Source organism: Enterobacter chuandaensis (genome assembly GCF_039718975.1).
Lineage (GTDB): Bacteria > Pseudomonadota > Gammaproteobacteria > Enterobacterales > Enterobacteriaceae > Enterobacter > Enterobacter chuandaensis.
This window is the reverse complement of sequence record NZ_CP097173.1, coordinates 1,009,963-1,022,807: the sequence shown is the minus strand read 5'-3', so window position 1 is coordinate 1,022,807 and position 12,845 is coordinate 1,009,963. Positions and strand designations below refer to the sequence as shown.

Below are 12,845 nucleotides of genomic sequence, written 5' to 3'. Positions count from 1 at the left end.
ATAAAACCACAATGCTACAGATAATTGGTGCGTTAATTTTACTGGTAATCGGGTTTGTTATTATAAAAGCGTTATTTAAGGCATCGCTCAATATTCTAGGTATGATATTAGGATTGGGTGCATTGATTGTTGCGGGCCCACCTTTATTGGCGGGCTATATTGTAGAGCGCGTAACCTATGCGCTTCATTCGCGTTGGCTGCTGGGTGTACCTCTTGCCATAGCAGGGATGGTGATTAGCTTTATGTGGGGACTTGACGGTAAACATATTGCCTACGAAGCTTATTCATTTGATTCAATGAAGTTTATTTTAACCGCTGCATTTGCTAGTGCCCTGCTTGCAGTACCTGTACAAACCAAGGCTATTCTACAAAACGGGCTTATACCAGCCGATATCAATGCCAAACTTAAAGAGTATTATTGCTGTTTTTATACGTCTTACTTTTTGATGGCCTGCTCTGCGGCTACACCGTTTATAGCCTGGCAATATAATATCTCGTCTTCGCTGATGTGGTGGACAGGATTACTATACTGGATAGCAGCCTTACTGACACAGTTCTATGCGGCAAACCAAATTCAGGAACTCAAGAAGTTAACTAATGCCATCAATGTAGGGTTAAATGAGCAAAAAGCGATCAATAACCAACTTTGGCTGACGGAACTAAAAGAGAGAAGTAACCTTTCAGCAGAATTCGTAGAGACTATCTATCTGAAGTTGGTCTCACAGCATATTTTTCAGGGTGATACTCGAGAGCAGGATCTGGCTGGTGAAAACTGGCTTTTAAATGATGCCTGGTATGAAAGAAAAATGACTGAATTTAATGAGCAGTTAAACAGTAAAATTGTACATTCATCAGATGAGCTAAGAAGCCTTTTTGATAATAGGCTGAATTTACCCTCTGCTGCGAATGATGATCTCCTGAACCGTTATCTTGATGGTGGGAACTATTATTCTTTTTCGGATGGTCGAAAATTTGTCTCGTTTCATTATGTCGACGAGCTTTGTACCTGCACTTCATGCGGTTTGAGTGAGATTAAAAGCGCAAAACACCAGGACGGTGGTGGGAGCCAGGAATGGTATTGCTCTGATATTTGTCGGGAAACAGAGAAACTCTGCATTGAAATTCACAAGCGACCACAGGCTGAATTTATTTCCAGTGCAGCAACAAACGGTCTGATTCTCATGACACTCCCGGAGGCTTGGAATACTAACGAAAAAATGTTTGCGGTGGGAGGACAAGGACATGGTTTTGCAGCCGAACGGGGAAATCATCTTACTGACAAAATCCAACTAAAAGATGCACATATTCTCGGTGATGATAATGCGAAAAATGGTGCAGACAGGCTGGTTAACGGTTCAGAGATTCAGACTAAATACTGTGCAACCGCTGCACGTAGCGTCGGAGCTGGTTTTGACGGACAAAACGGTAATTATCGTTATTATGACAGTAACGGAACCCCAATGCAGTTAGAGGTTCCGAAAGACCAGTATTCGAAAGCGCTTGAAACGATGGAGAACAAAATTCGCGATGGCAAAGTCCCCGGCGTTACCGATCCTGCAGAAGCCACAAAACTTGTGCGTCAGGGACACCTGACTTATAGCCAGGCACAAAACATCACTAAGTTTGGCACATTCGAATCTATCACTTACGACATTGCGGAAGGGTCTATCATCAGCCTCGCAGCTGGAGGTATCAGCTTCGGTCTGACAGCTTCTATTTTCTACCTCAATACCGGCGATCGTAAGGCTGCGTTGCAAACGGCAGCAATACAGGCAGGTAAAACATTTACCCGCACACTGACAGTTTATGTGACGGTACAGCAATTACACCGTATCAGTGCCGTTCAGGGGTTACTTAAAAATATTGATTTTGCCGCTGCCAGCCCGACAGTTCGTAATGCGCTTCAACAGGGAGTCGGAGCTAACAATCTCAACTCCCTTAACAAGATGATGCGTGGCACACTGGTTACCTCTTTCGCACTGGTCGCCGTGACCACTGGTCCGGATATGCTCAAAATGGTGCGAGGTCGTATTTCTGGGGCACAGTTTATAAAAAATCTGGCAGTTACTTCATCTGGTGTGGCTGGGGGTGCAATTGGTTCTATTGCTGGCGGAATGATGCTTAGTCCATTAGGCCCTTTCGGTGCTTTAGCGGGACGCGCAGCTGGTGGCTTGTTAGGCGGTATGATTGCCACAGCGATTTCCAAAAAAATAGCGGGTGCACTGGTTGAAGACGACCGAGTAAAAGTGCTGGCTCTCATTCAGGAACAGGTTACATGGCTTGCAACAAGTTTCATGCTTACAGAACACGAACTTGAAAACCTGAACGCGAATCTGGCAACAGTAATTGACCAAAAAGCCCTGGAGGTTATCTTCGCCGCAAAAGAGCAAGACCGAGCAACGGCCAATATGCTGATTAAACCACTTGTAGTAAGTGTGGTTAAGCAACGACCGGTCCTGAGCTATGAACAATCGCAGATCTGCGAAATGGTCGATCAGCTTGATACATCGGTTTCATTATCTGCTGTTGCATAATGAAAGGTATAAATTCATTACCATCGTGATATGGTGCTCTAGGTGAAGCAAACTTAAATACCATTAACCCCATGATACTATTGTAAAATCTAGAAAAGACAATAGTGATCATCATAATGAACTGGTTCGAACAGACTTGCGGAAGGGTATGGCGAATTAACAAATAAGGGGGCAATTGCCCCCTTAATGTTTATTTCAGTCGTTTACCTGCATCATCAACAACCTTCTCACCGTCTTCCTTGGTGAAAGCCGCTTTCTGAGCATCTGGAAGGATATCCAGAACTACCTCGGACGGACGGCACAGTTTAGTTCCCAGTGGCGTCGCCACAATCGGACGGTTAATCAGAATCGGATGTTGCAACATAAAGTCAATGAGCTGATCGTCAGTAAATTTATCTTCTGCAAGACCCAGTTCCTCATAAGGCTCGACGTTTTTACGCAGCAACGCCCGGACTGAAATGCCCATATCTGCAATGAGTTTGACCAGCTCATCGCGTGAAGGTGGAGTCTCAAGGTAAAGAATTACGGTCGGCTCATTACCGCTGTTGCGGATCATCTCCAGCGTAATACGCGACGTGCCGCAGGCTGGGTTGTGATAAATGGTGATGTTGCTCATATCAGTATCTCATTACAAAGTGAAAGAGAGACGTAGCGCCAGCGCGGCCAGCGTTACAAACAACACAGGCAGAATCATGACGATCCCGGTGCGGAAATAGTATCCCCAGGTGATGGTCATGTTCTTCTGTGAAAGAACATGTAGCCAGAGCAGCGTTGTCAAGCTACCTATAGGTGTAATTTTCGGTCCCAGATCGCAGCCAATCACGTTGGCATAAATCATCGCCTCTTTGATAACGCCTGTTGCGGTGCTGCCATCAATAGAGAGAGCGCCGACAGGAAGCACCATCTGGATTGCTTTCAATGAAGCTACTCCAGGCACCGGGAAGCTAGAGAAGGCGAATCGTGTGGCCCGTCGGCGCTGTATCAAAAATGATGTGATCGAAGCGGGTCAGCAGGGAAGCGTCTGTCAATAAGCCGGTGAACTCATTGAACGCCGCAATCTCCGTCGTACAGGCTCCTGAAAGCTGCTCGCTGATACTGTTAATAACGTCATCAGGCGAGAAGGCCTTTGATAGGATCAACGATTCTGGCGTGGTATTGCTGGGCGACTTCCTGCGGGTCAATCTCCAGAGCGGAAAGTCCAGGAACAGCTGCCACAGGGCGAATGGTGTTATCAAACCTGATGACCTTAAATGTAAACCTTTTAAATGGTCGGGTAGCATAACAGCTCCTTTTGTTGGGCATTCACCTTAAAACAAGCTCGGCAATCCATTACTGCTATAACAATACTGTGAAAACATTAGATTAAACGGGGGGTAGTAACTTCGTAAACAATCACTGGTTTGCAGTGGGGTAATTTTCGGCATACTTGCCACTGCAATTAGTAGTTTTAGGGCTGACATTTATGACGGACGTCCTAGAGTCTGAGTTAAGGTATCTTATGCTGTTTATACACACCCCGCGAAATCCTAGCCTGCCTCCTCTTAATCAGCTCAAACACATGCTAAAAGGTCAGCCCTCAATACAGATCGGACCAGATACCTATTCACCGCCCGTTGAGTGCCACAGGAGCGATGATTCAATAATACGCCGATACATGGTGTCGATCGGACGCGGTGCACGACGAATGTATTGCTCCGCCCTATCTCTTTGTTCTCCAGATAGTTGTTCTAAATACTTCACAATTTTTTCGGCTGTTGGAAGGGTTTCTTTACCGTTGAATTTTGGAGGGAGACCGGTCCATATCACATGGTCCACGTTATTGGTGTCAGCCCATTCAGACAATCCTGGGATCAGTTTTGGAGAAGGCTGACCAGCAGACCACCTGCAAACATGCTTTTCAATATTTTTTATTGGGATACCTTCACAGCAACGCAAAGCCTCAATACTAGAGGTAAGATCCACTGATTCCATTACCGCCCACAGGGAAGGCACTAATCGATCAGCTTCGACTAGCACAAGCGTAATCCGTCCATCTAGCGACTGTCTGGCGAATTCAACAGATATAAGTGGGCCATCCTCAGACCATTTCCCCTGAACAGGTAAACCTCTTGGCTCCCAAATTAAGGAACCCCATCCAAGACAAGCGATACGAGCCATTATGCCTCCATTAGCATGGTCAGTTTAAAGGTAAAACTCACATATCTTACCGTTCCCCATTGGCACTACATTCAATCGACTTTCTTAATCCTTCACAGAGCGTTATAGCCTGCGTTTGTATCTATCGTTTGAACTTACAGAACTAAGCAGATCTTCAGAAGTACATGTAACTTTTCATCAGAAAGCAGAAATGAAACTCAGCAAAAAAGAAATTTTCTGGTATGGAACTCCTCCGTTTTGGAGGAGACCTGCTTGTATTTTCACTCTATCTAACAAATAAGTAGCTAAGTTTGTAGGTGAAATTATGATGCTATGATTAGATTAAATTTAACAATGTTATCAATGTAATCCGCATACCACTGCATCATCTCCCTTCGCCCTTCCAGATACAATGCATGGTTGTACGTCCCGCGAATCGCATTCTTATCGACATGCGCAAGCTGGGTTTCAATCCACGCCGTATTGAACCCTTCCTCATGCAAAATCGTACTCATCGTGTGCCTAAAACCATGTCCAGTAACCTTTCCTGTATACCCAATCCGTTTGAATACCTGATTAATGCTCGCTTCACTCATCGTCTTACGGGGATCATTACGCCCAGGGAATACCAGTGGATATTGCCCAGTCATCACTTTGAGCTGCTGTACTATTTCCAGCGCTTGGGTAGAAAGGGGGACAAGATGGGGCCGTTTCATCTTCATACGCTCGGCAGGTATTTCCCACACCGCTTTTTCAAGATCAAACTCACTCCAGGAAGCACCTCGGAGCTCGCCAGTGCGAACTCCCGTAAGGATCAGCAGACGTGCTGCAAGAACAACTAACGGGCTTCCTGTGTAGCCTGCGAGAGCTTTAAAGAAGTCTGGTAACTCCTCAACAGTCAGGAAGGGATAATGCTTTGATTCATGCCCTGACATCGCGCTGGTTAGATCCGCTGCAGGATTGTATTCCGCACGACCGGTAACAATGGCGTAACGAAAGACTTCACTGCAACGCTGGCGAACCTTCTTGGCCTTCTCTGTCGCGCCACGGCTTTCCATTCGACGCAGCACATTAAGCAGAACCAAAGGTTTGATTTCATTCACCGGCTGCTGGCCGATATATGGGAAAATATCTTTATTGAAGGCTTCGATAATGTCAGAGGCATAGCCTTCTGACCACCGGCTCACCTTCGTTCCGTGCCATTCAAGTGCCACAGCCTGAAACGTGTTGTTGAGCTGCACATCGCGAACCAGCTTTTCTTCTTTCTTGGCAAACGATGGATCGATACCCTCGGCCAGTTTTTTCTTGGCTTCATCACGCAGTGCCCTCGCTTGGGCAAGGGATACCGTCGGATAGACACCAAAAGCCATACGCTTCTCTTTTCCATTGAAGCGATATTTCATCCGCCAGTATCGAGAACCAGAGGGAACGACTTCAAGATACAAACCAGCCCCATCTGCCAGCTTGTAGGCTTTCTCTCTGGGTTTAGCAGCGTCTACCTGTCGCGCATTAAGCTTCATTGGGGGCATCTCCCTAGACCGAACACAGAATGCCCCCACTTATGCCCCCAACTGTAACTTGATTCCGGTTGAGTCCAGTTGATAATAGGAGATAAAATACGGGCTTGAAGCCTTAGTATACGGGCAATAAGTTGATTTCGGTAGACTTGGGAAGAGTTTGAAATGGTGCCGATAATAGGAGTCGAACCTACGACCTTCGCATTACGAATGCGCTGCTCTACCAACTGAGCTATATCGGCCCTGAAAGGCCAGTTACGAATGTAACCACGGGGCAAAAGGTTAGATCTATCCGGGTGATGCGTCAATGCCCTTTTGAATCAAACGGCTATTTTTGCATCACCCGTGACTATTTACGCACGAATCGTATCGTCACCGAAGCCGATCCACTTGTAAGTGGTCAGTGCTTCCAGCCCCATCGGACCGCGCGCGTGCAGTTTCTGCGTGCTGACAGCGACCTCTGCGCCAAGCCCAAACTGACCGCCGTCGGTGAAGCGGGTAGAGGCGTTCACATATACCGCAGAGGAATCCACTTCGTTCACGAAGCGATCGGCATTGCGCAGCGTGCGCGTCAGGATGGCGTCAGAGTGCTGCGTGCCATGTTCACGGATGTGCGCAATGGCGTCGTCGAGATCGGCAACAATCTTCACGTTCAGATCCAGTGACAGGAACTCGTCGTCATACTGTTCCGTTTTTACTGGAACAACGTTTGCCGGGCCATCCTGAAGCAGCGCGATCGCGTTAGTATCAGCGTGCAGCGTCACGCCGCTTTCCGCCATCTGTTTGCTCAGCGCTGGCAGGAAGGTGCTCGCAATCCCCTGATGCACCAGCAGCGTTTCCACGGTGTTACAGGTGCTTGGACGCTGGGTTTTGGCGTTGACGATAATCTTCAGCGCCGGTTCAATCTCGGCGCTGTCGTCCACCACGATATGGCATACGCCGATACCGCCCGTAATGACCGGAATGGTCGACTGCTCTCGGCACAGCTTGTGCAGGCCCGCGCCACCGCGTGGGATCAGCATGTCGATGTATTTGTCCATACGCAGCATTTCATTGACCAGCGCGCGGTCAGGACTTTCGATCGCCTGTACGGCACCCGCCGGTAAGCCACACTCTTCCAGCGCCTGCTGGATGACTTTTACCGTCGCGGCGTTGGTGCGCCAGGTCTCTTTTCCACCGCGCAGAATGGCGGCGTTACCGGTTTTCAGGCACAGGGAAGCGACGTCGACCGTCACGTTTGGACGGGCTTCATAAATCACACCGATGACGCCGAGCGGCACGCGGCGACGCTCCAGACGTAAACCGCTGTCGAGCAGTCCACCGTCAATTACCTGCCCTACCGGGTCGGCCAGATTACAGACATGACGGACATCGTCGGCGATACCTTTGAGGCGCGCCGGGTTCAGCGCCAGACGGTCGAGCATCGCTTCGCTCAGACCGTTACGACGCGCTTCCAGCAAATCCTGCTCGTTGGCGAGCAGAATGTCCTGGGACTGAGCTTCCAGATAATCAGCGATTTTTTCCAGCACGCGGTTTTTCTCGCGGCTGGAAAGGAGCGCCAGTTTGTAAGAGGCGGCCTTCGCGGCAGCGCCCATTTGTTCCAGCATGTTCTGGCTCCTTAACGAATAATCATGTCATCGCGATGCACGGCAACCGGGCCATATTCATAGCCCAGAATGGCGTCGATCTGCTGCGAGTGGTGACCCGCAATGCGGCGCAGAGCATCGCTGTTATAACGGCTTACGCCGTGGGCAATGTCGCGGCCTTCCAGGTTACGGATGCGGATCACTTCACCACGGGAGAAGTTGCCTGTCACGCTTTTAATTCCTTTAGGAAGCAATGAACTCCCTCGTTCCAGAATCGCGGCGGTTGCCCCTTCATCAACGGTGAGTTCACCCGCAGGAGGCGCGCCAAAGATCCAGCGCTTGCGGTTCTCCAGCGGGGATTCCTGGGCGTGGAAGCGGGTTCCCACAGAGATACCTTCCATGACGTCACCAATCACGCCAGGGCGACTCCCCGCCGCAATAATGGTGTCGATACCAGCGCGGCATGCCACGTCGGCGGCCTGCAGCTTAGTCCCCATACCGCCCGTTCCCAGGCCAGACACGCTGTCACCGGCGATAGCGCGCAGGGCATCATCGATGCCGTGAACGTCGGTAATCAGCTCGGCTTCCGGGTTGGAGCGCGGATCTGCGGTGAACAGCCCCTGCTGATCGGTCAGAAGCAATAATTTATCGGCACCGGCCAGAATCGCGGCCAGCGCAGAGAGGTTATCGTTGTCACCCACTTTGATTTCGGCAGTGGCAACGGCATCGTTTTCGTTGATCACGGGAACGATATTGTTATCAAGCAGCGCACGCAGGGTATCGCGGGCGTTCAGGAAGCGCTCTCTGTCTTCCATATCGGCACGCGTCAGCAGCATCTGCCCGACGTGAATGCCGTAGATGGAGAACAACTGTTCCCAGAGTTGAATGAGTCGGCTTTGTCCCACGGCGGCCAGCAGCTGTTTAGAGGCGATCGTCGCGGGGAGTTCGGGGTAGCCCAGGTGTTCACGCCCGGCGGCAATTGCCCCGGAGGTAACAATCACGATTCGATGCCCTGCGGCATGCAGCTGAGCGCACTGACGTACAAGCTCAACAATGTGGGCGCGATTTAGGCGGCGCGATCCGCCTGTTAACACACTGGTACCGAGTTTTACCACCAGCGTCTGGCTGTCACTCATGATTCTCTGCCGTTCAACGATAAGGGAAAGTAATGTCGAACGAACGTTTTAACAGGAGTCAGCCCGGTTGCCAACTGCCTTAGTGCATCACCAGGCACTTTGTTGCGCGGGATCAGGAAGCGTAGCGGCAGAATTTGACAAATTTATTACCGAAATAATAAATCACAGTTTTTTAAAATTATTCTTAGTTTGTCATAAAAGTTTCATTCCAGAACGATAAAACCCTTCCTGTTTTTTCACGGGACTTAAGCATGAGCTTATCGTCCAGCGAATTTTTAAAGCGCGTTTATAAGACAGGATCGAAAATGAAAAAGAGCACTCTGGCATTAGTGGTTATGGGCGTGGTAGCTTCCGCATCTGTTCACGCAGCAGAAGTTTATAATAAAAACGGTAATAAACTGGACGTGTACGGCAAAGTGAAAGCTATGCACTATATCAGCGATGATGACACCAAAGATGGTGACCAGACGTACGTTCGTTTCGGTTTTAAAGGCGAAACCCAGATTAACGATCAGCTGACGGGTTACGGCCGTTGGGAAGCTGAATTTGCGGGTAACAAAGCGGAAAGCGACTCCTCGCAGAAAACGCGTCTGGCGTTCGCCGGTATTAAACTGAAAGACTTTGGTTCTCTGGATTACGGCCGTAACCTGGGCGCGCTTTATGACGTCGCGGCATACACCGATATGTTCCCTGAGTTCGGCGGTGACGGCCTGGCACAGACCGACAACTTCATGACTAAACGTGCCTCCGGACTGGCCACCTATCGCAATACCGACTTCTTTGGCATGGTGGACGGTCTTGATATGACCCTGCAGTACCAGGGCAAAAACGAAAACCGCGACGTGAAAAAGCAGAACGGTGACGGCTTTGGTACGTCTCTGGCCTATGACTTCGGCGGCAGTGATTTCTCCGTCATTGGTGCTTATGCTAGCTCCGATCGCACCAACGCGCAGAACCTGCAGGCGCGCGGTGAAGGTAAAAAAGCCGAGGGCTGGGCAACCGGTCTGAAATACGACGCGAACGATATTTACCTGGCCACTATTTATTCTGAAACCCGCAATATGGCCCCTATCTCCGGTGGTTTTGCAAATAAAGCGCAAAACTTCGAAGTGGTTGCACAATATCAGTTTGACTTTGGTCTGCGCCCATCCGTGGGTTATGTACAGTCCAAAGGTAAAGATATCGAAGGCATTGGCGACGAAGATATCGTGAAATATATTGACGTGGGCGCCACGTATTACTTCAACAAAAACATGTCCGCGTTTGTTGATTATAAAATCAACCAGATTGACGACGATAATAAGCTGGGCGTGAGCAGCGATGATATCGTTGCGCTGGGTGTGACGTATCAGTTCTAAGATTATCCAAATAAGAAAATCCCGGCATATAAGCCGGGATTTTTTTGCCCAGGGTAAAGCGGTCTGCTGCCCTCACCCCGGCCCTCTTTCACAGGAAGAGGGAGAAACCATTACGCGGTCAGCTTCACCGCTTCGCTGGAAAAGTCATCCGCTGGCTCGAACTTCAGATCCAGAGTTGCCAGCAGTGCGCTCGCCTTGTCGTGAAACTCTTTCAGGGTATATTCCAGGCGATCGATCACTTCCTGATCTTTGATGATGGCGGCCTGCCAGTTGCCGTCTTTATTAAACAGGCCAAACTGGTAGCTATAGGTAAAACGCTTTTCCTCTGCTTCCATTTCCATCCACCAGCCCCAGAATTCACGTTTTTCGGGTGCAGGCTTCACGTTGACGCAAACAGCCAGGCAGTCGAAAAAAAAGCGATTCTCTTCACACTGCTCTTCTCGAATATACGGGCCGAGAGCCATAAATTTCTTAATCAGCCTACTTTTCGGGTGTCCACTCGGTAACGTCATTGCGATCTCCTTTTGTGAAGCCACTGTTTTATCAAACCAGCGAAATTTAGCAATCTATTAACACAATCTCTGAGCGATCCAGCGCGTGATCTCTTTCAAGGCTTTGTCAAAATTCTGATACACCGGGCTGAACGGCACCTCAAGCAATTTGCCATCCGCAGATGACGAAGTGATTAAGCGTGACTCCTCCTCCGGGCTGAAGGGATCGTTTTTCCAGAAACCGGACAGCATAGGCGTCGGGCAGCGGCGCCCCAGCAACCCTTGCGTTTTTAACGAGTAGCGATTGAGCTCAACGCGCAGCGCTTCGTCTGATGCATCATGCATGCCAAGGCGACTGGCCAGCACGTCAAGATACATCTCCGGCACGCTGCCCTGGCGGGCAGGATCGCTGAGCAGGGCATGAACCACTGGCCCCAGACAGGCAACTGCTTTCAGACGTGAAGATTCAAGGTAGGCCAGACGCACCGCGACGTTCGCCCCAAAACGGAAACCAAATGCCGCCACGCGGGTATGATCAACCCAAGGAACATTTTCCAGCGCTTTAAGCGCATGCTGGTGCAGCAGGCTCGAATCCTGCGTTAACTTCCACTTCGATGAGAAGCCAATGGAAGGCATATCGAGCGTCAGCATCGCGATCCCTTTTGGTGCGAAGTAGCGCTCATACAGGCTGTAATAGTCAATTTGCAGGGAATCCAGACCACCGCACATCAGCACGGTCGGGAACGGACCGTCGCCTTCAGGCATGTGCAGGAAGCCGGTAACGGGCGCACCGCCCGGAACGGCGAACTCAAGCTCGCGCATCTGACCCGGCAGACGCTGAGCCGCCTCTTCATAGGCGCGATTCGCCAGCGCCTGAGCCTGTTCAGCCAGCTCGTCCCCTTTTAAATGCGGGTACGCGGCAATGGCGTAGAGGTTGGCCGCATGCAGCCAGTGCTTGCCGCTTCGCGTGGCATCCTCTTCCTGGCTGGCTTTTTGCTGCCACAGCATCGCCTGTTTAGACCATTCGTAGATCCAGTTTCCGCCCCGGTAGCCCACCACCGTGTCGTAGAGTTCGCTGTCGGTACGCTCAGACTCGCTCATCACGATACGCGCCTGCACATCGAGGATTTCACGGGGATCAATACCGCGCCAGATCCACATCAGGCGGTTAATCATGCGATACCAGTGGGGCACGTTTTTACCGTCTAACGCAGACTGGACGGCAGGCATGGTCCCCGGATTAAACCGACGCACCAGCGTCGACGTTTCAGGGTGTTTGAAACGGGGTTTGAAGAGAGTCTCGGTGAGATTCGCCTGCGTCATTGCGTTGCCTCCATGGATACGTCATATAGTGCCCATTGTAACGCGTGGCGGGGTAAAAAGAACAACGCCCGGCATAGCCGGGCGTGTAAAGTTACGTGCGGGAATTAACGGCCTGAAATAGGCGGTACGAAGACCACGCCCATATCCCATGGCTGTTCAATCCAGGTATCCTGCGGGATATCAATCACGTAATCATCAACCAGCGGGCGGCCTGCCGGTTTGGCGAAGATCGTCACGAAGTGTGCTTTTGGATACATTTCGCGGATAGCCACCGCGGTGCCGCCGGTGTCCACCAGATCGTCGATAACGATGAAGCCTTCACCGTCGCCTTCAGCGCGTTTCAGCACTTTCAGCTCACGCTGGTTGTCATGGTCATAGCTGGAGATGCAGACGGTATCGACATGACGAATACCCAGCTCACGTGCCAGCAGCGCCCCCGGTACCAGACCGCCACGGCTGACGGCAATAATGCCTTTCCACTGTTCGGAAGGCATCAGACGCGCAGCCAGTTTGCGTGCGTGAATCTGCAACATGTCCCAGGTGACGACGTATTTTTCGCTCATGTGAAGTGTCCCAGCCTGTTTTTATACGGCTTAAAAAAATGAGGGTGAACCAGGTTGCGCGAGATTATAGAGATCTGGCGCACTAAAAACCAGTGTTTAGCGCTCCCTGCCTGAGTTTTTACATGCTTTATGCTACCAGCCAGCAGAGAAAGTGGTATTCTCAGTTGCATCTCGCAAGCCTGTCTTGTGGTAACTATTAAC

At 50.2% G+C, this 12,845-nt stretch carries 10 protein-coding genes, 1 tRNA gene and 2 pseudogenes; 2 read left to right on the top strand and 11 right to left on the bottom strand.

The features are described from left to right. Positions 1-11 precede the first annotated feature (11 nt). On the top strand, positions 12-2,534 hold the full coding sequence (locus MX657_RS04965; RefSeq protein WP_346807513.1) for a hypothetical protein: 2,523 nt from the start codon (positions 12-14) through the stop codon (positions 2,532-2,534). Positions 2,535-2,724: 190 nt separating this feature from the next. Here the strand turns inward: MX657_RS04965 and arsC are convergent, their stop codons facing one another. From arsC to proB, 8 genes and pseudogenes are all read right to left on the bottom strand, one after another. Next, positions 2,725-3,150 (bottom strand): glutaredoxin-dependent arsenate reductase, encoded by a 426-nt coding sequence (gene arsC, locus MX657_RS04960; RefSeq protein WP_346807511.1) that lies wholly within the window; start codon positions 3,148-3,150, stop codon positions 2,725-2,727. A gap of 12 nt (positions 3,151-3,162) precedes the next feature. Next, positions 3,163-3,426, bottom strand: a pseudogene (locus MX657_RS04955) (ArsB/NhaD family transporter); the annotation flags it as partial. A 55-nt stretch (positions 3,427-3,481) separates the two neighbouring features. Continuing rightward, positions 3,482-3,764, bottom strand: a pseudogene (locus MX657_RS04950) (ArsA-related P-loop ATPase); the annotation flags it as partial. 369 nt (positions 3,765-4,133) lie between these two features. Further along, on the bottom strand, positions 4,134-4,691 hold the full coding sequence (locus tag MX657_RS04945) for a hypothetical protein (RefSeq protein WP_346807510.1): 558 nt from the start codon (positions 4,689-4,691) through the stop codon (positions 4,134-4,136). 302 nt (positions 4,692-4,993) lie between these two features. Next, positions 4,994-6,190, bottom strand: coding sequence for a tyrosine-type recombinase/integrase (locus tag MX657_RS04940; protein ID WP_346807508.1), 1,197 nt, complete (start codon positions 6,188-6,190; stop codon positions 4,994-4,996). Between the two features lie 163 nt (positions 6,191-6,353). Beyond that, positions 6,354-6,429 (bottom strand) — tRNA-Thr (locus MX657_RS04935). Between the two features lie 111 nt (positions 6,430-6,540). After that, positions 6,541-7,794 carry a glutamate-5-semialdehyde dehydrogenase gene (proA, locus tag MX657_RS04930; protein WP_119915288.1) on the bottom strand — a complete coding sequence of 418 codons (1,254 nt, stop codon included), beginning with the start codon at positions 7,792-7,794 and terminating at the stop codon, positions 6,541-6,543. Positions 7,795-7,805: 11 nt separating this feature from the next. Then, a complete protein-coding gene (proB, locus tag MX657_RS04925) occupies positions 7,806-8,909 on the bottom strand; it encodes a glutamate 5-kinase (protein WP_014882684.1) in 1,104 nt (367 codons plus the stop codon). 305 nt (positions 8,910-9,214) lie between these two features. Between proB and phoE the strand changes: the two genes are divergently transcribed. Then, positions 9,215-10,267, top strand: a complete 1,053-nt coding sequence (gene phoE, locus MX657_RS04920; protein ID WP_028012086.1) for a phosphoporin PhoE — start codon at positions 9,215-9,217, stop codon at positions 10,265-10,267. A 110-nt stretch (positions 10,268-10,377) separates the two neighbouring features. On the opposite strand, the gene crl is transcribed toward phoE, so the two are convergent. From crl to gpt, 3 genes are all read right to left on the bottom strand, one after another. Further along, the gene (gene crl / locus MX657_RS04915) at positions 10,378-10,779 is read right to left on the bottom strand and encodes a sigma factor-binding protein Crl (RefSeq protein WP_119915289.1); all 402 of its coding nucleotides are present in this window, start codon (positions 10,777-10,779) and stop codon (positions 10,378-10,380) included. Positions 10,780-10,836: 57 nt separating this feature from the next. Next, complete coding sequence (gene frsA, locus MX657_RS04910; protein WP_080328114.1) at positions 10,837-12,081, bottom strand: esterase FrsA; 1,245 nt, start codon at positions 12,079-12,081, stop codon at positions 10,837-10,839. A gap of 104 nt (positions 12,082-12,185) precedes the next feature. Then, entirely contained in the window at positions 12,186-12,644 is a 459-nt protein-coding gene (gene gpt, locus MX657_RS04905; RefSeq protein ID WP_003863205.1) for a xanthine phosphoribosyltransferase, read from the bottom strand. Positions 12,645-12,845 lie beyond the last annotated feature (201 nt).